Source organism: Marivita sp. S2033 (genome assembly GCF_046592965.1).
In the GTDB taxonomy this organism is placed as follows: Bacteria; Pseudomonadota; Alphaproteobacteria; order Rhodobacterales; family Rhodobacteraceae; genus Marivita.
Genome location: NZ_JBISBV010000012.1, coordinates 39,191 through 58,822 on the forward strand (window position 1 = coordinate 39,191; position 19,632 = coordinate 58,822).

The following is a 19,632-nucleotide window of genomic DNA, read 5'->3' on the forward strand; positions in this document are numbered from 1 at the left end:
GTTCGGCGCGCACTCGCTTCACCCTTGTGCAGCGCACACTCTGCACGCTGGAACCCAAGTTGACGCGTTTCAAGCGCTCAAAGATAATCCGACCGCTGCAACCCGTATTTCGCCATCTTCTCGTTCAACGTCCGGCGCGGCAGGCACAGTTCGTCCATCACCGCCGCGATCGAACCGCGATGGCGGCGCATCGTGTTGTCGATCAGCATCCGCTCGAACGCCTCGACATATTCCTTGAGCGGCTTGCCCTCGGTGGTCATCACCGGCTGCATCTCGTCGTGATCCGACATCAGCAGCGACGCGATGGTTCCCGTCCCGCGCCGCGATTGCAGCACCGCGCGTTCGGCCAGATTGATCAGCTGGCGCACATTCCCGGGCCACGGCGCTTGCAACAGCTGGGCCGCTTCCTGGGCGCTGACCTGCGGCGCGTCACAGCCGTATTCATCGGCGTATTGATCCGCCAATGCGGTGAACAGCGTCAGGATATCCTCCCCCCGGTTGCGCAACGGCGGCGTGGTGATCTTGAGCGCGGCCAGACGATAATAGAGATCGGAACGCAGCGCATCTTCGCAGGTGCGGCCCTCGTCCTGCAGATTGCAGATCGCCACGATCCGCGTTTCTGGCGGGGTGCCCTGGTCGTTGATCACAGTGAGCAGCCGCGCCTGCGCGCTGTCCGACAGCGCCTCTATGTCCTCCAGCACCAACGTGCCGCCGCGTGCCTCTTCGATGGCAGGCAAGCGATGATCATCGGGCAGCATCGGCCCGAACAGCCGCCGGATCAGGGTGTCCTCGTCCATCGCGGCGCAGGAGATGAGCACGAATTTCTTGCCCGCCCGGCTGCCAACCGCGTGCAGCGCATGCGCCACCAGCGTCTTGCCGGTGCCGGTTTCACCGTCGATCAGCACATGGCCGTCGGCCTGCCCCAGATCGAGGATGTCCTCGCGCAACCGTTCCATCGCTGGGCTCGCCCCGATCAGCTTGCGCATCATCTGGTTGCCGTCACCCAGTTCGCGCCGCAGTGCCCGGTTGTCGAGCGTCAACCGGCGCGCGTTGGTGGCTTTCTTGGCCAGATCCGACATGCGGTCGGGGTTGAACGGCTTCTCCAGAAAATCGAACGCCCCGATGCGCATCGCCTCGACCGCGATCGGCACGTCGCCGTGCCCTGTGATCATGATGACCGGCAATGCGCTGTCCGAACCCATCAGTTTGCGCAAGAGCTGGATCCCGTCCATGCCCGGCATCTTGATGTCCGAAATCACGATCCCCGGATAATCGGGGCCCAATGCGCCCAACGCCTCTTCGGCGCTGGAAAAGGTCTCGGTGTCATACCCCGACAAGGCCAGCCATTGGCTGATCGACTGGCGCATGTCCTTTTCGTCGTCAACTATCGCAATTTTCATGGCTTTTCCCATGGTTTCACTCCGCCGCCTGCGTTTGGTCGTTCAATATCGGCAACTGCACTTCGAACACAGCGCCGCCAATCTCTGCATTGCGCGCCAGAAGGCGGCCGCCTAGGTCGTTTACGATCCCCGAGGAAATGGCAAGGCCCAGGCCCACACCATCACCAGGTTGTTTGGTGGTGTAAAACGGCTCGAACAGCGCATCCAGGTCTTCGATGCCGTGGCCATTGTCCCGGATCGTCAGGGTCGCGGTCTCGCCGCTGGCAAGGATGATCTCGAGTTGCGGGTCGTCAACCGTCTTGGTGGCGTCCAGCGCATTGCGCAACAGGTTGATCATCACCTGTTCGATCCGCATCCTGTCGCCCATCACCAACACCTTTTCGTCGGGCAGGATCTTGGTGATCTTGACCTTGCGCGATTTCAGTTGCGGCTCCATCATCGTCAACGACGCCGCGAGCGCATCGCCCATATTCACAGGCGTAAATGCCTCTTGCCCCTTGCGCGCATAGCTCTTGAGCTGGCGCGTGATACCGCCCATCCGCTCGATCAGATCGTCGATCCGGCTGAAGGCGGAAAACGCCTCGTCCGGCCGGTTGCGCCGCATCAGCAGCTTGGCCCCGGCAAGGTAGGTCTTCATCGCCGCCAGAGGCTGGTTCAACTCGTGGCTCACCGCCGCCGACATCTCGCCCAGGGCGGCCAGCTTGGAGCTTTGCGCCAGCGTCTGTTCGGCCACGGCCAGGGTCTCCTGCACCCGCTCCCGCTCGGCGATTTCCCGCTGCAAACGCTGGTTCAATGCGCGAAGCTCTGCCGACTCGCGTTGAAACAGCGCCATGCGCAACGCCGCCTGTCGGCCAAGCGCATAGAACGCCAGCGCCAACAGAATCGCAAACCCCATGATCTCGAGCGCCAGCACCGCGTTGACCCGTTCGCGCACGCTGGAATAGGTGGTGAAGGTCGTCATGTTCCAGCCCCGGAACGGTATCCGCCCCTCGATCCGCATCACCGCCTCGCCCTGAAAATACGCATCCGCCGGCAGGACCGTCCAGTCCGCCGTCGCGCGGATCGCCCGCTCGATGGCGCTGTCAGCCGGTTCCCGCTGCAAGGCGGTCTCGACGGTTTGTCCGCGCCATCTCGGCTCGGTCGCCAGAATGATCTCGCCTTCGCTGTTGGTCACCAGCACCGCATCCGAAATGCCGGCCCAGGCTCGTTCGAACTTGGCCAGATCGACCTCGACGACGATCACCCCGATGGTCTGCGCCTGGCTTTCCATGCGCCGCGAATAGCTGAAGGAGTAACTGCCCACCTCTTCGCGCTGGGACGAAAACACCGTCGCATTCGAGCGCAGCGCTTCGACGAAATACGCGTCGTTGCGATGCTGCTCACCCAGCCGCTCGCGGTTGGTCGCCGCCACAGTGCGCCCGTCCCTGTCGAGCACCATCAGCGAGGCCGCGCCGATTTCATCGACAAACGAGATCAGGCGTTGCGAGCTTTGGCTGAAATCCCCTGAATTCAGCGCGCCGATCAAGGCCGGATCGCGCGCCAGAAGCTGCGGCACGATCGCGTTGCGGCGCAATTCCGACATCAGGTTGCCGGAATAAAGCGCCAGCCGCAACTCGGCGCGATTGCGCGTGGATTCGGTAAAGCGGTCGGTCAGGAAGTGGTTGGTGACAAACACCGTCGCCACGGCGACGATCACCAGAAGGCTCAGCGCCGCGCGCACGATCCAGGGCCGCGGCCCGGCCTGTCGTCCCTGTCTCAACGCTGGTAACCTGATCGCCATTTACGCACGATAAGCCCATCGCACGCCCCACTCAAGCAAAGCGCGCGCGGCGCAGTCCAAGGCAGGCGCTATGCCGCCGCCAGGGCGCTGGCAAGACTGGCAAACACCGCCTTGCCATCAGTACCGCCATGCGCGGCATCGGACGCGCGTTCGGGATGCGGCATCATCCCCAGAACCCGACGGTTCGCCGACAGGATACCCGCGATATCATCGACCGACCCGTTCAGATTGCGGCCATAGCGAAACGCCACCCGATCCTCGGCGCGCAACTCGGCCACGACATCGTCGGACGCGGTATAATTGCCGTCGTGATGCGCCACCGGAATGTCGATCTGCTGGCCGGTCTCGTAGCCGCTGGTATAGATGCTGTCACTCGTCCCCACGATCAAGGGCACGGTGCGGCAGATATACTTCAGCCCCGCATTGCGCAGCAGCGCTCCGGGCAAAAGACCGGTTTCCGTCAAGACCTGAAAGCCGTTGCAAATGCCCAGAACAAACCCGCCCCGCGTCGCGTGGGCCTTGACCTCGGCACAGATCGGCGAATTGGCGGCAATCGCGCCGCAGCGCAGGTAATCGCCGAATGAAAACCCGCCCGGAATGGCCACGAGATCGACGCCGTCGGGCAGCGCCGTGTCCTTGTGCCAGACCATGTCAACCCGGCACCCCGCCTCGCGCAGGGCGACGGCCAGATCCCGATCACAGTTCGAACCGGGAAAAACAATCACCGCCGCGCGCATCAGACCAACTCGATCCGGTAGCTTTCGATGACCGTATTGGCGAGCAGACGCTCGCACATCTCGCGCACCCGATCCTCTGTCGTGCCCTCGGCCAGATCAAGTTCGATCACCTTGCCTTGCCGCACCTTTTCGACACCGTCAAAGCCAAGCGATCCCAGCGCATGGCGCACCGCCTCGCCTTGCGGGTCCAGAACCCCGTCTTTCAGCATCACATGAACCCGTGCCTTCATTTCAAGCTCTCCGTCTGGGTCAGGGCTCGCGCCCTTGCGTCTTCTCTTTCAAAATACTCGACCGCGGCACGCGCCAAAGCGCGCCGCGCTCAGTTGATCAGCTTGGGCTTCTCGATCGGGGTGGCGTTCGCGGGCATCACGCCAAGCCGGCGCGCCACTTCGGTATAGGCATCCGCCAGATTGCCAAGATCGCGCCGGAACACGTCCTTGTCGAGCTTGCGGCCCGTCTCGATATCCCACAGGCGGCAGGAATCCGGGCTGATCTCGTCGGCCACGATCAGCCGCTGGAAATCGCCGTCATAGACACGGCCGACCTCGATCTTGAAATCCACCAGCTTGATACCGACGCCGTACATCAGCCCCGACATGAAGTCGTTGACGCGCAGCGCGAGGCTGAGGATGTCGTCCATGTCCTGCTGGCTGGCCCAACCGAAGGCGGCGATATGCTCCTCGGTGACCAGCGGGTCGCCCAGCTTGTCGTCCTTGTAGCAATATTCCACGATCGGGCGTGGCAGCGGCGTGCCTTCCTCGATTCCCAGACGCGTCGCCATCGTGCCCGCGGCAAAGTTGCGCACGATCACTTCCAGCGGAATGATCTCGCAGGCGCGGACAAGCTGTTCGCGCATGTTCAGCCGTTTCATGAAGTGGGTCGGCACGCCGATGGTGTTGAGACCCACCATGAAGAACTCGCTCAGACGGTTGTTGAGCGCGCCCTTGCCGTCGATCACGTCGCGTTTTTCGGCGTTGAAGGCGGTTGCATCGTCCTTGAAATACTGGATGATCGTTCCCGGCTCCGGGCCTTCATACAGGATTTTAGCCTTGCCTTCGTAAATCTTTTTGCCACGGGCCATGCGGGATCTTTCTGTCAAAGCGCGTAAAATGCGCAAACCACAAACACGCAATGCCGTCGGCATCGCCAATGGCGGCGATCAAACGGCTGCGCTTGGGTGCCTCTTAGTGCATGGGGGCGCACGGAGCAAGCGACGCGCGCACTTGATCCGGGCGGCGCGGCAGGCCATATCTGACGCAACGCCAATACATCCCCAGGAGAGTGTCCCATGTCGACCTTTGACGACCGCGAAAGTGCCTTCGAGAACAAATACGCCCATGACGCGGAAATGCAGTTCAAGGCCGAAGCGCGCCGCAACAAGCTTTTGGGTCTGTGGGCTGCCGATCTGCTGGGCAAAACCGGCGACGCCGCCAATGAATACGCCAAGGACGTCGTGAAGGCCGACTTCGAAGAGGCCGGCCACGAAGACGTGGTGCGCAAGGTCTCCGGCGATCTGGGCGGCAAGGCCAGCGATGACGAGATCCGCGCCAAGATGGCCGAGTTGATGGTCGTCGCCAAGGCACAGATTCTCGACGAAGTCTGACGGTCAACCGTTTTCCCTGCAACGCGCCCGCACCCGGCCGGGCGCGTTTTGCATTTTCCGTCCGTTCAACCATCTGCTTTGAGGGTCTATGTCGCATATCGTTCTGGTTCGTCACGGCCAAGCCAACACCGGTGCCAGGGATGACGCCGATTACGACCGGCTGAGCGATCTTGGCCATCGTCAGTCGGGTTGGCTGGGCGAGCACCTGCGCCACAAGGGCGACGTCTTTGCGCAGATCTGGACCGGCACCCTGCGCCGCCATGTGGAGACCGCAGACGCCATTGCCGCCGACACCGCCGGCCCCACCACCCGCGATGAGCGGCTGAACGAGCTTGAGTATTTCACGCTGGCGCAATTGCTCGCCGAACAACACGCGATTCCCCTGCCCGACACGCGCGAGGGCTTTGTGCGCCATTTGCCCAACCTGTTCCGGCACTGGCAGGAGGGCAAGCTGGAAGGTGCGTCGGAAAGTTTCGCGCAATTCGAGAGCCGGGTGCAGGATGCGCTGCACGAAATCGGCGCGCTGCCGGGGCGGTCGCTGGTGGTGACCTCGGGCGGGTTGATCGGCATGGCGATGCGCCTGACGCTCGGTCTGGACATGGGCGCGTTCTGCAATGTGTGCCTCTCGGTGCAGAACACATCGCTCAGCAGCTGGCTTCCCTTGGAAGGCCAACTCGCCCTCACCCAGTTCAACGCCCTGCCCCATCTCGACACGCCCGAACGGCTGTTTGCCCAGACCCATATCTGAAGAGACCCGCCGACATGGGTGCGCTGGTCGCGCACGCACGATATCTCGGCCTGTGGCCTCGGGATGCCTCCGGCGGAGGTATTTATCGCCCAAAGAAACCGGGTCGTCGGGGTTTTGTCCCGCGCTGGCTCTGGCTAGGGTGGCGCGAAATATCGAATTGGAGACGCCATGACCCACCTTTGGGTGCGCGCGGAGAGCCGCGACAATGAAGACCGCGTCGGCATTCTGCCCGACGGGGTCGCCGCGCTGATCGCGCAAGGGATGCAAGTGACGGTCGAGGAAAGCCCGACGCGCGTGATCCCGATTGACGAGTATCGCGCGGCCGGCGCAGAGATCGCCGCCGAGGGTGCCTGGGTTGACGCACCGGAGGCGGCGATCATTTTCGGGCTGAAGGAGTTGCCCGACGACGGCACGCCGCTGCGCCATCGCCACATCATGTTCGGCCATGCCTATAAGGGCCAACCCGACGGCCAGCGGCTGCTGGCGCGGTTCAAGGCGGGCGGTGGCGCGCTTTACGATCTCGAATATCTCGAAGATGCGGATGGCCGCCGCGTCGCCGCGTTCGGCTATTGGGCAGGCTATGCAGGCGCGGCTGTGTCGCTGTTGGCTTATGCCGCGCAACAGGACGGGCGCGAGTGCCCGCCGGTGACCACGTGGCAATCCTCGCAGGCGATGCGCGAGAAGGTGCGCGCGGCGCTTGCCGACAAGCGCCCGGATGCACTGGTCATCGGCGCTCTGGGCCGTGTCGGCACCGGCGCCAGCGATCTGTGCGAAGCGCTTGGTCTAACGGTCACCAAATGGGACATGGCCGAAACCGCAAGCGGTGGTCCGTTTCCCGAAGTGATGGACCATACGCTCTTCTTCAATTGCATCCTGGCGCGCCCCGGCACTCCGGTGTTTGTGCCGGAAACGACATGCAGCGATCCGCGCGCCTTGCGTGTGATCGGTGACATCGCCTGTGATCCCGACAGTGATTTTTCTCCGGTCAAGGTCTATGATCGCGCGACAAGCTGGGACGCGCCTGTGATCCGCGTTTGCGACGACCCGCCGCTCGACGTGATGGCGATCGACAACCTGCCGTCGCTTCTGCCGCGCGAATCCTCAACCGATTTCGCAGCTCAACTGCTGCCCCACCTCAAAACGCTGGAGACCCTTGACCAAGGCGTCTGGGGCCGTGCGAACACCCATTTCAAGACATATATCCAGAAGGTGACGACATGACGGTTCATTGGTGCGGCACGGGGCTTTCGACGGTTCCCGGTTTGCGGCGGTTGCTCAAGAACAAGACACCTGTGACGGTCTGGAACCGGACCGTGGAAAAAGCGCGGCAGGCGGTTGGCGATCTGACCGACGACATTCGTGCATTCGACGCCGACGCCCTGGCCCAAGCGACCGCCAAAGGCGATGTGATCGTGTCGATGTTACCGGGTGACTGGCACGTCCAACTGGCGCAGATCGCGATCGACAAGGGCGCGCATTTCGTCTCGTCCTCCTATATCGCACCGGAGATGCGCGCGCTGGACAGCGCCGCCAGACAGGCGGGAGTCGCGCTGGTCAACGAGGTCGGGCTCGATCCGGGAATCGATCATCTGATGGCCCATCATTTGGTGGCGGATTACCGCAAGAGTGCCGCGTATGACGTTGATAACACGATCTCTTTCAAATCCTACTGCGGCGGCATCCCGAAAGTCGCCAACGCTTTCCGCTACAAGTTCAGCTGGGCGCCCGTCGGCGTTCTGAAGGCGCTGCGCTCGCCGTCGAAATCCATCCGCCACTTCACCGAGTTGGACATCAAACACCCGTGGGACGCGATCAGCCGCTATGACGCGCCGCTGCCAACGCCTGAAACCTTCGAGGTCTACCCCAACCGCGACAGCCTGCCCTTCATGGCCGATTACGGGTTCGATCCGCGCTGGAAGGTCAAGGAATTCGTCCGCGGCACGCTGCGCCTGAACGGCTGGACCGAGGCATGGGCGGATATCTTTGCCGAAGTCGGCACCGCCAGCGACGCACGCCTGACCGAGATGGCAAACGACCTTCTGGAACAGAACGCTTACGACACCGACGAGCCGGACCGCGTCGTGCTCTGCGTCGATCTGCTGGCCGAGAAAGACGGCCGCGCGGTATGGCACAAGACCTATGTCATGGATGCCTGGGGCGACGCCCGAGGGTCTGCGATGGCACGGCTGGTGTCGGTTCCGGTGTCACTGGCCGTCGAGGCCGTGCTCAACCGCGAAATCGCACCGGGCGTCACACCGGCACCCAGCGATCCCCGGTTGGTCAACCGCTGGCTTGATGAGGTGCAGACATTGGCACAGCGCCTGATGGTGGTGGATCATCTGGCATGAGCGTATTGGGTCGGGCACAGCGCCCGACCCGCCGGATCAGTCGCCGAACACACGGGCGAAAATCGTGTCCACATGCTTGGTGTGGTAGCCAAGATCGAACTTCTCGTTGATCTCCTCTTCGGAAAGAGCGGCCCGCACCTCATCATCCGCCAGCAGTTCCTCGCGGAAATCGGTGCGGTTGTCCCAGACCTTCATCGCGTTGCGCTGCACCAGCCGGTAGGCGTCGTCGCGCGATACGCCGGCCTGCGTGAGCGCCAGAAGCACGCGCTGCGACATGACAAGGCCGGGAAACTTGTTCATGTTTGCCAGCATGTTCTCAGGGTAGACCAGCAGCTTGTCGATCACCCCGGTCAGCCGTGCAAGCGCGAAATCCAGCGTGATCGTCGCGTCCGGCCCGATCATCCGCTCGACCGAGGAATGCGAGATGTCGCGCTCGTGCCACAGCGCCACATTCTCCATCGCCGGGATCACCGCCATCCGGACGATCCGGGCAAGGCCGGTCAGGTTTTCTGTCAGAACGGGGTTCTTTTTGTGCGGCATCGCGCTCGAGCCCTTTTGCCCCATCGAGAAGAACTCCGCCGCTTCCAGCACTTCGGTGCGCTGCATATGGCGAATCTCGATGGCGATGTTTTCGACGGAGGAGGCGATCACGCCCAGCGTGGCAAAGAATGACGCGTGCCGGTCACGCGGGATGACCTGCGTGCTGATCGGTTCTGGCACGAGGCCCAGCTTGTCGCAGACATGCTCCTCGACCGCCGGGTCGATATTGGCGAACGTCCCGACAGCGCCCGAAATCGCGCCCGTTGCCACTTCGGCGCGGGCATCGCGCATCCTGCTGAGGTTGCGGTCCATCTCTGCGTAGAAACGGGCAAAGGTCAGGCCCATTGTCGTGGGTTCGGCATGGATACCGTGGGACCGCCCGATGCGTATCGTGTCCTTGTGCTCATAGGCGCGGCGTTTCAGGGCGGCCAGCAGGTCTTTGAGGTCCGCGATGAGGATATCGGCGGCGCGCACCAGTTGCACGTTGAAGGTGGTGTCGAGAACATCCGACGAGGTCATGCCCTGATGCACAAACCGCGCTTCATCGCTGCCGACATGCTCTGCCAGATGGGTCAGGAACGCGATCACATCATGCTTGGTCACCGCCTCGATCTCGTCGATCCGCGCCACGTCGAACTCCACGTCCTTGGCCTTCCACACGGCTTGGGCGTTTTCGCGCGGGATCACGCCCAGATCGGCCATCGCATCGCAGGCATGGGCCTCGATCTCGAACCAGATGCGGAACTTGGTGGCAGGGTCCCAGATGGACACCATCTCGGGGCGGGAATAGCGGGGGATCATGCGTGCGATCCTTTCTGTGCTGGCTTGCGGATGTTGCGCGCAGTCCTAAACTGCACATCCGCGACCGACAAGAGAGGCCACCACCCATGAGACGCTTTGCCCTGAACCCGCGCCCGTGAGCACCCCGCCGACGCTTGGCGATTTCACCGGCGCGTGGCAGCTCAGCCGGACGATCACCGACGATCACGCCGGATCGACCGGGCGCTTTGACGGCACGGCGCTGTTTGAGCCGGACGCGTCAGGCTTGCGCTATTTCGAGAGCGGCACGCTTTGCCTTGCCGGCCAAATGCCACTCCATGCCGAACGCCGCTATCACTGGGCAGACGATGGCGCGTCCATTGCCGTTTCCTTCGCCGATGGCACATTCTTTCATCGCTTCACCACGTCCGCCCCCGAAGCCACCCACTGGTGTGATCCCGACACTTATGCCGTGTCATATGACTTCACCGACTGGCCCCGCTGGCGCAGCACGTGGAGCGTCTCCGGCCCGCGAAAATCCTACCGGATGATCACTTTCTTCACACGCGCCTGACGTCATATCAGTTCCGGTTTTGCCAAATCGGAAAACCGTGCTAGATTTTGATACTCACAAACAGGAGAATGACTGATGACCATCAAGACACTTCTGACCACATCGGCCCTGCTGATCGCCAGCGCGACCGCCAGTTTCGCGGAGTGCAGCTGGGGCAAGGAGCACGTCACAATGACCTGTTCCGCCGGAACCGTGTTCGATGCCGACACCAACACATGCAAAGTCGTGAGCGGCTGACCAACCGGACCGGTTTGAAACTCATGAGGGCGGCCGATGGGCCGTCTTTTTTTCGCCATCTGCAAGCCGTACGGATCAATCGTACGGCTCGGGCGTACAAACCGTACATTTTGTGCCCGGCTTCATCAGAGCGCTGACGCTTTCTTAACTTCGATCTCCTATTCCGATGAGATCACGACGGAGTAAGCCCGATGTCACAACTCACCGCAATTCCCAGCCCGCGCCCGGACTCCGCTCCGGTCGTCCGGCTGTCGCGACGGGCCAAGGCCGCGATTGTCGTGCAGTTCATCCTCAAGGAAGGCGCCGATGTGCCACTGACCGCCTTGCCCGAGGATTTGCAGATGCAACTGACCCAGTTGTTGGGCGAGATGCGCTATATTGATCGAAACACGATGAATTCCGTTATTGAGGAATTCGCGCACGAGCTTGATTCAATTGGGCTTTCCTTTCCCGGCGATATTGCAGGCGCCTTGTCTGCGCTGGATGGCAAGATCAGCGATCAAACCGCGTCGCGCTTGCGCAAGGAGGCGGGTGTACGCCAGATCGGTGATCCGTGGAAGCGTATCGCCGCCTTGCCCAACGCCCGCCTGCAAGCGCTCGTCGGGTCCGAATCCATCCAGGTGGTCGCGGTGATGGTGTCCAAACTCGACGTCTCCAAAGCCGCCGACCTGCTGAGCAGCCTGCCCGGCGACGTTGCCCGCCGCATCACCTATGCCATGTCCATGACCGACGCCGTGACACCCGACGCGGTGGATCGGATCGGCATCAGCCTGGCCACGCAGATCGACGCCGAACCACCCAAGGCGTTTCGCTCGCAACCGTCCGAACGTGTCGGCGCGATCCTGAATTTTTCCCGCGCCGCCAAGCGGGATGAGCTGCTGACCGCGCTGGATGAAGAAGACAAGATGTTCGCCGAAGAGGTGCGCAAATCCATCTTCACCTTTGCCCACATCCCCGACCGGATGAGCCCCATCGACATTCCCAAACTCACCCGGGATGTCGATCAGGAGGTGTTCGCGCAAGCCATCTCCGGCGCCGTTTCCGAGACGGATGTCGCAACAATCGAATTTATATTATCCAACATTTCCAACCGAATGGCGGAATCTCTTCGTGAGGCGTCTGAAGATTTGGGAGACATCAAACCAAAGCAGGCCGAGGCCGCGATGGGGGACATTGTTCGTGCTGTTCGGGCGCTTGCGGACAGCGGCGAAATCACCCTGCGCACCAGCGCCGAGGAGGACGAGAGTTAACGCCGGATCACCGATCCGCTGTCCTTGCGAAACACGAAACACCGGTCACGCCGAACGGTCAGCCACATCACCGTTCCGGGGTTGGGCAGGAATACATTGGGCACCGTCGCGCGGATCAGACTTTGATCGTGGTCCATGCGGAATTCAACAAGGCTTTCCGACCCCATGAAACGCGCGCGTTCGACAACACCCCTGGCCGGTGCCCCCGCCAGCGGCGTCGGGTTCGGCCCGCGGCCATGACGGTCAAAGTCGATCCCCACATGCTGCGGGCGAAAAACGATCTCGACCTCGCCGCCATCGGGCACGCCGGGGGCGAGAAACTGACCAAACGGTGTGTCGGTCAGCGCCCCCTGCACCGTTCCCTCGACCAGATTGATATCCGAGAAAAATGACACCGCAGCCTTGTCGGCAGGTGCGTTGTAAATGTTGTAGGGCGCGCCGCGCTGCACGATCTTGCCGTCCCGCATCAGCGCAATCTCATCAGCCATACGCATCGCTTCTTCCGGCTCGTGCGTCACCAGAAGCACCGACGTGCCTTCCTCCTTCAAGAGCGCCAGCGTGTCGTCGCGGATACCATCGCGCAAGCGGTTGTCGAGGCCGGAAAACGGCTCGTCCATCAGCATGATGGAGGGTTTCGGCGCAATCGCGCGCGCCAGCGCCACGCGCTGCTGTTCACCGCCGGACAACTGATGCGGATATTCGTCGATATAATGCAGCAGCCCCACCCGATCGAGCAGCGCCGAGACACGCGGCAGCTTGTCTTTGCGCGAACCGGTCAGACCAAACCCGACATTGTCACCGACGCTAAGATGAGGAAAAAGCGCGAAATCCTGGAAGATCAGCCCGATAGAGCGACGTTCCGGCGGTACGCGAAACACCGTGTCGCAGACCAGATTGCCGTCCACATAGATCGACCCGCTGGTTTGCATGTCGACACCGGCGATGATCCGCAGGGTGGTTGACTTGCCACAGCCGGACGGCCCCAAAAGGCACGTCACATGGCCCGGCTCGATCGCCAGCGACACGTCATCGACCACGCGCCGGCCTTCAAAGTCGCGCACGATATTGCGAATTTCCAGCCGGGGATGGGTTCCGGTCAAGCCTGCCTCACGAGTTTTCCGAGTGAAATTATCGGATTAGCGTCAGTTAGCAGCGAAATCCGGCCACGACAACCCCTCAGGACCGCGTCGCACCGTCACCGGTGACCACATATTTGAAGCTGGTCAACTGCTCCGCACCAACTGGCCCCCGGGCGTGCAATTTGCCCGTTGCAATGCCGATCTCGGCGCCCATTCCGAACTCGCCTCCGTCCGCGAACTGGGTGGAGGCGTTGCGCATCACAATCGCGCTATCGACGCGTTCTATGAACCGCGCGGCGGTGGCGTCGTCCTCGGTCAGAATGCAATCGGTGTGGTGCGAACTGTGATCGCGGATATGGGCGATGGCCTCGTCCACATCCTCGACCACACGGGCGGCGATGATCCGGTCGAGATACTCGCAGCCCCAATCGGCCTCTGTCGCTTCGGTTGTGCCGTCGATCGCGCGCAGGGTTTCGTCGGCGCGCACCTCGATCCCCGCGTTGATCAGCGACCGGATCACGCCCTGCCCGATGGTGTCCACCACGTCGCGGTGGATCAAAAGACACTCCGCCGCGCCGCAGATGCCGGTGCGCCGGGTCTTGGCGTTCAGAATCACGTTCAGACTCTTGACCGGATCGGCATCTTTATCGACATAGATGTGCACGATTCCTTCGAGATGGGCAAAAACCGGCACGCGCGCTTCGCGTTGCACCAGGCCAACAAGACCCTTGCCACCGCGCGGAACAATCACATCGACATAGTCGGTCATGGTCAGCAATTCGCTCACCGCCGCGCGGTCGCGTGTGGGGACAAGCTGGATCGCATCTTCGGGCAGGTTCGCGGATTTCAACCCCTCGACAAGACAGGCGTAGATCGCCTTGGAGGAATGAAAACTCTCGGAACCGCCACGCAGGATGACGGCGTTGCCCGCCTTGAGGCAGAGCGCGCCGGCGTCGGCGGTGACGTTGGGGCGGGATTCGTAAATCACGCCGATCACACCGATGGGCGTGCGCACGCGTTGGATATGCAGGCCCGTGGGGCGGTCCCATTCTGCCATGACGGCACCGACAGGATCGGCCTGCTCGGCCACCGCGCGCAGGCTGTCGACGATGCCGCGCACCCGGTCCTCGGTCAGCAGGAGGCGATCCATCATCGCTTCGCTCAACCCTTTTTCACGTCCGAATTCAAGGTCTTGCGCGTTGGCCTTGATGATGGTTTCGCGGTTCTTCCAGACCGCATCCGCCGCCCCGATGAGCGCTGCGTGCTTGCGCTCGCCGGAGGCGAAGGCGAGTTCCGTGGCCGCGGCACGGGCGCGTTGGCCTATGTCGCGCATCATTTCGGGAATGTCGGTCATGTCTTTCATCTCGGCAGCCTTTTGGCAGGTTCACTAGCTTGCATGGTTTCAGAACACCAAAGGCGCATCAGATCGCCATATCGTCGCGGTGTATTACCACGGCACGGCCGGGATAGCCCAGAATTTCCTCGATCTCGGCCGAGTTGTGCCCTTTGATCGCGCGCGCCTCGGTCGCGGTGTAGCGGGTCAGGCCAAGACCAAGGTCGCGGCCCTCGGAGTCGCGGATCATCACCGGATCGCCGCGCCCGAAACTGCCGGTGACTTGGGTGATGCCGGGCGGCAGGAGCGACGTGCCTGCAGACAGTGCGCGCGCCGCACCTGCATCAACAGTCAGAGTGCCTTGCGGCTTCATCGCCGAAATCCAGCGCTTGCGCGCGGCGTGCGGGTCAAGCTGCGGCGTGAACCAGGTTGCGCGGCCGCCATTTTCAAGCGCCTGTAATGGGTTAAGCGGTGATCCTTCGGTGATCGCCATCGCGCAGCCCGACGCGGTCGCGGTTTTTGCCGCCATCAGTTTGGTTTTCATTCCACCTTTGGACAGGCCCGATCCGGCATCGCCGGCCATCGCCTCGATCTCGGGGGTGATGGCGTCGATCAGCGGAAAGTGGCGGGCGTTCGGGTCCTGCATCGGGTTGGCGCTATAGAACCCGTCCACATCCGAGAGCAGGATCAGTTGGTCGGCGCCGACGGTTGCAGCCACTTGCGCGGCAAGCCGGTCATTGTCGCCATAGCGGATTTCATCGGTCGCGACGGTGTCGTTTTCGTTGACGATCGGGATGACGCCGAACCCGACAAGCGTTTCCAGGGTTGCGCGGCTGTTGAGGTAGCGGCGGCGGTTGGAACTGTCTTCGAGGGTGACAAGCACCTGCGCGGTGTTCAACCCGTGCGGGGCCAATGCCTCCTCATAAGCGCGGGCCAGCCGAATCTGGCCGACCGCCGCGGCGGCTTGGGACTGTTCCAGCGGCAACACCGTGGGTGGCAGTTTCAGAACGCCGCGTCCCAGCGCAATGGAGCCGGAGGAGACCAGAATGACATCCGTCCCCCGCGCCTTGATCCGCGCCACATCCTGCGCCAGCGACAACAGCCAGTCGCGCCGGAGATCGCCGGTTGACCTGTCCACCAGAAGCGCCGAGCCGATCTTGACGACAAGCCGACGCGCATCGTTCAGGGCTGCCACGGCGCGGGCTCCTGTTCAGGTTCCTCGCGCTTACGGGTGGTCTTGACGTGCTTGCGCAAGGCACGAAGCACCTCGGTCAGCCCTTCCTTGGAGACACCGGACATGAGCATCACGTCCTGCCCCGATTTACGCTCCAGCTCTTCCTTGAGAAAGGCGCGCTCCTCGTCGTCCAGCGCGTCGATCTTGTTCAGCACGGTAATGCGCGGCTTGTCGGCCAGCCCTTCGCCGTAGGCTTCGATCTCGTCGATGATGGTTTGATAATCCTCCAGCAACGTGCCGGAGGTGCCGTCAATCAGATGCAAGAGCGCAGCCGAGCGTTCGACATGACCGAGGAACACATCGCCAAGGCCCCTGCCCTCGTGCGCGCCTTCGATGAGGCCCGGAATATCGGCCACGACAAATTCGGCATCATCAATGCCAACGACCCCGAGGTTGGGGTGCAGCGTGGTAAACGGGTAATCCGCCACCTTGGGCCGCGCGTTCGATGTGGCGGCGAGGAAGGTTGATTTGCCGGCGTTCGGCAATCCCAGAAGGCCCACATCGGCAATCAGCTTGAGCCGCAACCAGAGCGTACGCTCAACCCCTTCCTGCCCCGGATTGGAGCGGCGCGGAGCCTGATTTGTGGAGGTCTTGAAGCGCAGGTTGCCCCAGCCGCCATTGCCCCCGCGCGCCAGCAAGACACGCTGGCCGAGCTCTGCCAGATCGGCGATCACGGTCTCTTGGTCTTCCTCAAGGATTTCGGTGCCGACCGGCACCTTGAGGACAATGTCCTTGCCATCGGCGCCAGTGCGCTGACGGCCCGCGCCGGGGACGCCGTTGTCGGCAAAGAAGTGCTGCTGGTAGCGGAAATCGATCAAGGTGTTCAGCCCGTCAACCGCTTCGGCCCAGACATCGCCACCGTCACCGCCATCGCCACCATCCGGCCCGCCGAATTCGATGTACTTCTCTCGTCGGAAGCTGATGCACCCGTTGCCGCCCGAGCCGGAGCGGATATAGACCTTGCAGAGATCGAGGAACTTCATGTGGTATGCCTTTGATCGGGCTGGTTCGCGCAAGGTTTAGCGGGTTTGCAACGGCGCGTCAGCCCATGCGTTTGAGGTAGGTCCAGGTTTGAACCGTGGCGTTTCGGGCGACGGAGAACGATTCGGCGTCACCGATATATTCAAAGCCGCAATGCGTCAGGACACGTGCCGAAGCCGGGTTGTCCTGAAACACGCTGGCGAAAATCGTCTGGTTGCCGAACGGATTGGCTTCGACCAACGCCTTGACCGCGTCGGACGCGAGCCCTGTGTTCCAGAACGGCGGGGCGACCCAATACCCGATCTCGGACTGGTTGCGATCCATCCGCTTGAGCGAGATCACCCCCATCAATTCGGGCGCGCGGTCGGCCGTGCCGTCCATCGCCCAGGCATCCTCATCGCGATCGGGCGCCGACACACGCTCGACGAATGCCTCTGCTGCGCCCGGCGGATACGGGTGCGGAATGGTCGAGGTCATCGTTGATACGCGTTTCTCGCGCAGATAATGCTCGATCAGGCCCACATCGGAGGGTCGCAGTGGACGCAGGGCAAAACGATCATTTGCGACGACGGGTTGCGCCGCACTTATGGTGTTAAGGTTCATCTGCTCTCTCCTCATAGCAGAGATAGGGGTAGCCCGCCCCCCAAACAAGAAAAGGGACCGGCGGTTCTGCCGATCCCCTTGTTTTGATCAAAACCCTTAAGGTCGGCTTACTCGGCGGCGTCGGCCACTGGCAGCACGGAAATAAAGGTGCGGCCCTTGAGGCCCTTGTGGAACGTCACGTTGCCATCGACGGTGGAAAAGATCGTGTGATCCTTGCCCATGCCAACACCCTCGCCCGGCCAGAACTTTGTGCCGCGCTGGCGCACGATGATGTTTCCGGGAATCGCCGACTGGCCACCGTAGAGTTTGACGCCAAGACGGCGTCCGGCAGAGTCGCGACCGTTGCGGGATGAACCGCCTGCTTTTTTATGTGCCATTGGTCAGTCTCCTTACTTCGATGCCAGTTCTTTGGCTTGTTCGATCCAGCCTTCACGCTCGATCCGGCCTTTGAACGACAGCTTCTCGCCGAATTCCTCGACGTCGGCGTCTGTCCAGGCTGCGATCTGGGCAAACGAGGTGATGCCTTCGGCGTGCAGCTTTTTCTCAAGCGCCGGGCCTACGCCGGACAGTTGCTTGAGATCGTCGCCACCAGAGGCGGCTTTTGACTTCTTGGCGGGCTTTGCCTTGGCTTCGTCATTCGCGACGCGGGCCTTCATCTCGGACTGCTCGGTCCGGTTCTTGGCAAACCGCTCATCGCGGGGGACGCGCGGCAGGATGCTTGCGCCGACGGCTTCCTTGACGCCCGACTTGTCAGCGCCGGACGACAGAATGTCGGTGACGCGCAGCAACGTCAGTTGCTGGCGGTGGCCGACAGTCCGCTTGGAGCTGTGCTTGCGGCGACGCTTGACGAAGTTGATGACCTTCTCGCCCTTGATCTGGTCGATCACTTCGGCCTGAACGGCGGCGCCGTCAACCGTGGGAACGCCCACGACGACCTTGTCACCACCCAGCATCAGAATTTCATTGAACTGGACTTTCTCGCCTGCATCGGCTGCCAGCTTTTCGACCCGCAGAGTATCGCCCGATTGGACCTTATACTGCTTGCCGCCGGTTTTCATGACCGCGAACATCTGTCTTTTCCTTTGTCTCCCGCGTTCTGTGGCCCCGGAGGTTCCGGTGTTTCGGGATCAAGCCCCGCCTCGAACAGCGCGCCCCGTCAGGAGCGAAATTGTCTACCAAAACAAAAGGCGGGACCGAAGCCCCGTCTTGTGTGGGCGGCTTATGCGGCCAAGAGGGCACGTTGTCAACGCCAATGCGGCATTAAAAATGCCGGCTCACAGCTCTTGAACCTGCATCTGCCGCGCCACGGCGAGTCCAAGCGCATAGGAGATATCATCATACATCTTGTTGAACCCGGCAAACAGCGCGCGATTGAGCGCACGGCCCGGATCGGTTTTGGACAGCTCGGTGTAGTCGTCGATCACACCCTCGGGCAGCGGCCGGTACGCCATCAGCAAAAACGCATAAACCCATTCCCGCGTATCGGTGCGGGTTTCATCCTCGGACGACCAGACCTCGGTCAGGATATCGGCCTCGGACATCTCAAGCCCGCCCCCATCGACCAGCCCCAGGTAGAACATGAAATTTGCATTGAGCGAGCCGACGAGGTTGGCCTCGATCAGATCGTTGGTTGCGACAAAATCGGTGATCGACTCAAGCGTGTCCGATTGCACGTCCTCCACGTCCCGAAAGGCTGCACGCGCCGCGTCCTCGACTTCCTGATCGCGCATGGCATTGCGCGCACTCAATTCGAGACGCACGATCTGCTGCCCTGCCCCGGTGTCGAAAAACGCAATCAAAGGCGTCGCGTCGGCCTCACCGAATTCTTCGGCAAAGGTCGCGCGCACCGTTTCGTACATGCGATCTTCGTCGTAAATCCGCTCAACCGTCGCCTCCCAGCCCTCGGTGGAGCCGCCGGCAATCATGTCATCCGCCAGCTCGACTCCGTATTCGAGCCCTTCCTGCCGCATGATCCCCACAAGCTCGGGAACATCCAGCGCATCGAGCAGATCGTCCACCGGAGCGGCTGACGCCACACCGCCCCAAGCCATCAAAACCAGCCCCGCCACGGCCGACGCCATCACATTGCGGATCATCGCGCTACTCCAGAATTGCCCTGCCCCGTTACCTATGATGCATGGGGCAGGATGCCAAGCCGAACCATTCCTGTCGGCAGGATGGCGCAAGGCGCAAATATGGGTTGCACAGCCCCGACCTAAAAGCTAAACGCCCCCCCACCAGACCCCCGCGGAGAGGTGCCGGAGTGGTCGAACGGGGCGGTCTCGAAAACCGTTGACCCTGCAAGGGGTCCCAGGGTTCGAATCCCTGTCTCTCCGCCATTATCCCCATTGCGAACCAGTGACACCGCCCTGACGGGCACGGATTTTTCCGTTTTATCAAAGGGGTTTGCGGAAATCGACCGAACC

Annotated in this window: 21 protein-coding genes and 1 tRNA gene; 8 read left to right on the forward strand and 14 right to left on the reverse strand. The window is 62.1% G+C overall.

Annotated elements, in window-relative coordinates; translation table 11 throughout:
- Positions 1-77: 77 nt before the first annotated feature.
- The 5 genes from ACGKZZ_RS15310 to purC all read right to left on the reverse strand — a co-directional run bounded on the left by ACGKZZ_RS15310 (position 78) and on the right by purC (position 4,998).
- Entirely contained in the window at positions 78-1,412 is a 1,335-nt protein-coding gene (locus ACGKZZ_RS15310) for a sigma-54-dependent transcriptional regulator (protein ID WP_411224456.1), read from the reverse strand.
- 4 nt (positions 1,413-1,416) lie between these two features.
- Complete coding sequence (locus ACGKZZ_RS15315; protein ID WP_411224457.1) at positions 1,417-3,159, reverse strand: ATP-binding protein; 1,743 nt, start codon at positions 3,157-3,159, stop codon at positions 1,417-1,419.
- 89 nt (positions 3,160-3,248) lie between these two features.
- Entirely contained in the window at positions 3,249-3,917 is a 669-nt protein-coding gene (purQ, locus tag ACGKZZ_RS15320; RefSeq protein ID WP_411224458.1) for a phosphoribosylformylglycinamidine synthase subunit PurQ, read from the reverse strand.
- Positions 3,917-4,147 carry a phosphoribosylformylglycinamidine synthase subunit PurS gene (gene purS / locus ACGKZZ_RS15325; RefSeq protein ID WP_411224459.1) on the reverse strand — a complete coding sequence of 77 codons (231 nt, stop codon included), beginning with the start codon at positions 4,145-4,147 and terminating at the stop codon, positions 3,917-3,919. The genes purQ and purS overlap by 1 nt, the downstream gene beginning before the upstream one ends.
- A gap of 89 nt (positions 4,148-4,236) precedes the next feature.
- A complete protein-coding gene (purC, locus tag ACGKZZ_RS15330; RefSeq protein WP_411224460.1) occupies positions 4,237-4,998 on the reverse strand; it encodes a phosphoribosylaminoimidazolesuccinocarboxamide synthase in 762 nt (253 codons plus the stop codon).
- A gap of 207 nt (positions 4,999-5,205) precedes the next feature.
- Here purC and ACGKZZ_RS15335 point away from each other — a divergent pair, with 207 nt between their 5' ends.
- The 4 genes from ACGKZZ_RS15335 to ACGKZZ_RS15350 all read left to right on the forward strand — a co-directional run bounded on the left by ACGKZZ_RS15335 (position 5,206) and on the right by ACGKZZ_RS15350 (position 8,616).
- Positions 5,206-5,520 (forward strand): DUF1476 domain-containing protein, encoded by a 315-nt coding sequence (locus tag ACGKZZ_RS15335; protein ID WP_411224461.1) that lies wholly within the window; start codon positions 5,206-5,208, stop codon positions 5,518-5,520.
- Between the two features lie 88 nt (positions 5,521-5,608).
- Positions 5,609-6,268 carry a histidine phosphatase family protein gene (locus ACGKZZ_RS15340; RefSeq protein ID WP_411224462.1) on the forward strand — a complete coding sequence of 220 codons (660 nt, stop codon included), beginning with the start codon at positions 5,609-5,611 and terminating at the stop codon, positions 6,266-6,268.
- Between the two features lie 168 nt (positions 6,269-6,436).
- A complete protein-coding gene (locus ACGKZZ_RS15345; protein WP_411224463.1) occupies positions 6,437-7,489 on the forward strand; it encodes a saccharopine dehydrogenase in 1,053 nt (350 codons plus the stop codon).
- On the forward strand, positions 7,486-8,616 hold the full coding sequence (locus tag ACGKZZ_RS15350; protein WP_411224464.1) for a saccharopine dehydrogenase family protein: 1,131 nt from the start codon (positions 7,486-7,488) through the stop codon (positions 8,614-8,616). The genes ACGKZZ_RS15345 and ACGKZZ_RS15350 overlap by 4 nt, the downstream gene beginning before the upstream one ends.
- Before the next feature lie 36 nt (positions 8,617-8,652).
- Here the strand turns inward: ACGKZZ_RS15350 and purB are convergent, their stop codons facing one another.
- Positions 8,653-9,957 (reverse strand): adenylosuccinate lyase, encoded by a 1,305-nt coding sequence (purB, locus tag ACGKZZ_RS15355; protein WP_411224465.1) that lies wholly within the window; start codon positions 9,955-9,957, stop codon positions 8,653-8,655.
- A 115-nt stretch (positions 9,958-10,072) separates the two neighbouring features.
- On the opposite strand from purB, the gene ACGKZZ_RS15360 reads away from it, so the two are divergent.
- The 3 genes from ACGKZZ_RS15360 (at position 10,073) to ACGKZZ_RS15370 (ending at position 11,976) form a co-directional block, all read left to right on the forward strand.
- Positions 10,073-10,489, forward strand: a complete 417-nt coding sequence (locus tag ACGKZZ_RS15360; RefSeq protein WP_411224466.1) for a DUF6314 family protein — start codon at positions 10,073-10,075, stop codon at positions 10,487-10,489.
- A 75-nt stretch (positions 10,490-10,564) separates the two neighbouring features.
- Positions 10,565-10,726 carry a carbohydrate-binding module family 14 protein gene (locus ACGKZZ_RS15365; protein ID WP_411224467.1) on the forward strand — a complete coding sequence of 54 codons (162 nt, stop codon included), beginning with the start codon at positions 10,565-10,567 and terminating at the stop codon, positions 10,724-10,726.
- A gap of 191 nt (positions 10,727-10,917) precedes the next feature.
- Positions 10,918-11,976, forward strand: a complete 1,059-nt coding sequence (locus ACGKZZ_RS15370) for a flagellar motor switch protein FliG (RefSeq protein WP_411224468.1) — start codon at positions 10,918-10,920, stop codon at positions 11,974-11,976.
- On the opposite strand, the gene ACGKZZ_RS15375 is transcribed toward ACGKZZ_RS15370, so the two are convergent.
- The 8 genes from ACGKZZ_RS15375 to ACGKZZ_RS15410 all read right to left on the reverse strand — a co-directional run bounded on the left by ACGKZZ_RS15375 (position 11,973) and on the right by ACGKZZ_RS15410 (position 19,302).
- Positions 11,973-13,076, reverse strand: a complete 1,104-nt coding sequence (locus tag ACGKZZ_RS15375; RefSeq protein ID WP_411224469.1) for an ABC transporter ATP-binding protein — start codon at positions 13,074-13,076, stop codon at positions 11,973-11,975. The genes ACGKZZ_RS15370 and ACGKZZ_RS15375 overlap by 4 nt on opposite strands.
- A gap of 76 nt (positions 13,077-13,152) precedes the next feature.
- On the reverse strand, positions 13,153-14,418 hold the full coding sequence (locus tag ACGKZZ_RS15380) for a glutamate-5-semialdehyde dehydrogenase (RefSeq protein ID WP_411224470.1): 1,266 nt from the start codon (positions 14,416-14,418) through the stop codon (positions 13,153-13,155).
- Positions 14,419-14,476: 58 nt separating this feature from the next.
- Positions 14,477-15,583, reverse strand: coding sequence for a glutamate 5-kinase (gene proB, locus ACGKZZ_RS15385; protein WP_411224471.1), 1,107 nt, complete (start codon positions 15,581-15,583; stop codon positions 14,477-14,479).
- Positions 15,571-16,605: a GTPase ObgE gene (obgE, locus tag ACGKZZ_RS15390; RefSeq protein WP_411224472.1), complete on the reverse strand. Its 1,035-nt coding sequence runs from the start codon at positions 16,603-16,605 to the stop codon at positions 15,571-15,573. The genes proB and obgE overlap by 13 nt, the downstream gene beginning before the upstream one ends.
- A gap of 58 nt (positions 16,606-16,663) precedes the next feature.
- Positions 16,664-17,206 (reverse strand): GNAT family N-acetyltransferase, encoded by a 543-nt coding sequence (locus tag ACGKZZ_RS15395; RefSeq protein WP_411224473.1) that lies wholly within the window; start codon positions 17,204-17,206, stop codon positions 16,664-16,666.
- Positions 17,207-17,313: 107 nt separating this feature from the next.
- Positions 17,314-17,583, reverse strand: coding sequence for a 50S ribosomal protein L27 (gene rpmA / locus ACGKZZ_RS15400; protein WP_411224474.1), 270 nt, complete (start codon positions 17,581-17,583; stop codon positions 17,314-17,316).
- Between the two features lie 12 nt (positions 17,584-17,595).
- On the reverse strand, positions 17,596-18,276 hold the full coding sequence (locus ACGKZZ_RS15405; RefSeq protein ID WP_411224475.1) for a 50S ribosomal protein L21: 681 nt from the start codon (positions 18,274-18,276) through the stop codon (positions 17,596-17,598).
- 204 nt (positions 18,277-18,480) lie between these two features.
- On the reverse strand, positions 18,481-19,302 hold the full coding sequence (locus ACGKZZ_RS15410) for a DUF2059 domain-containing protein (protein WP_411224476.1): 822 nt from the start codon (positions 19,300-19,302) through the stop codon (positions 18,481-18,483).
- A 153-nt stretch (positions 19,303-19,455) separates the two neighbouring features.
- Between ACGKZZ_RS15410 and ACGKZZ_RS15415 the strand changes: the two genes are divergently transcribed.
- Positions 19,456-19,545: transfer RNA gene (locus ACGKZZ_RS15415), tRNA-Ser, on the forward strand.
- Positions 19,546-19,632: the final 87 nt, after the last annotated feature.

Excerpts from the sequence above, each read along its gene's own strand:
- ACGKZZ_RS15310 (WP_411224456.1), bottom strand. The coding sequence starts at position 1,412 with ATGGGAAAAGCCATGAAAATTGCGATAGTTGACGACGAAAAGGACATG.
- purQ (WP_411224458.1), bottom strand. The coding sequence starts at position 3,917 with ATGCGCGCGGCGGTGATTGTTTTTCCCGGTTCGAACTGTGATCGGGAT.
- purS (WP_411224459.1), bottom strand. The coding sequence starts at position 4,147 with ATGAAGGCACGGGTTCATGTGATGCTGAAAGACGGGGTTCTGGACCCG.
- purC (WP_411224460.1), bottom strand. The coding sequence starts at position 4,998 with ATGGCCCGTGGCAAAAAGATTTACGAAGGCAAGGCTAAAATCCTGTAT.
- ACGKZZ_RS15335 (WP_411224461.1), top strand. The coding sequence starts at position 5,206 with ATGTCGACCTTTGACGACCGCGAAAGTGCCTTCGAGAACAAATACGCC.
- ACGKZZ_RS15340 (WP_411224462.1), top strand. The coding sequence starts at position 5,609 with ATGTCGCATATCGTTCTGGTTCGTCACGGCCAAGCCAACACCGGTGCC.
- ACGKZZ_RS15345 (WP_411224463.1), top strand. The coding sequence starts at position 6,437 with ATGACCCACCTTTGGGTGCGCGCGGAGAGCCGCGACAATGAAGACCGC.
- ACGKZZ_RS15350 (WP_411224464.1), top strand. The coding sequence starts at position 7,486 with ATGACGGTTCATTGGTGCGGCACGGGGCTTTCGACGGTTCCCGGTTTG.
- purB (WP_411224465.1), bottom strand. The coding sequence starts at position 9,957 with ATGATCCCCCGCTATTCCCGCCCCGAGATGGTGTCCATCTGGGACCCT.
- ACGKZZ_RS15365 (WP_411224467.1), top strand. The coding sequence starts at position 10,565 with ATGACCATCAAGACACTTCTGACCACATCGGCCCTGCTGATCGCCAGC.
- ACGKZZ_RS15370 (WP_411224468.1), top strand. The coding sequence starts at position 10,918 with ATGTCACAACTCACCGCAATTCCCAGCCCGCGCCCGGACTCCGCTCCG.
- ACGKZZ_RS15380 (WP_411224470.1), bottom strand. The coding sequence starts at position 14,418 with ATGAAAGACATGACCGACATTCCCGAAATGATGCGCGACATAGGCCAA.
- obgE (WP_411224472.1), bottom strand. The coding sequence starts at position 16,605 with ATGAAGTTCCTCGATCTCTGCAAGGTCTATATCCGCTCCGGCTCGGGC.
- ACGKZZ_RS15395 (WP_411224473.1), bottom strand. The coding sequence starts at position 17,206 with ATGAACCTTAACACCATAAGTGCGGCGCAACCCGTCGTCGCAAATGAT.
- rpmA (WP_411224474.1), bottom strand. The coding sequence starts at position 17,583 with ATGGCACATAAAAAAGCAGGCGGTTCATCCCGCAACGGTCGCGACTCT.
- ACGKZZ_RS15405 (WP_411224475.1), bottom strand. The coding sequence starts at position 18,276 with ATGTTCGCGGTCATGAAAACCGGCGGCAAGCAGTATAAGGTCCAATCG.
- ACGKZZ_RS15410 (WP_411224476.1), bottom strand. The coding sequence starts at position 19,302 with ATGATCCGCAATGTGATGGCGTCGGCCGTGGCGGGGCTGGTTTTGATG.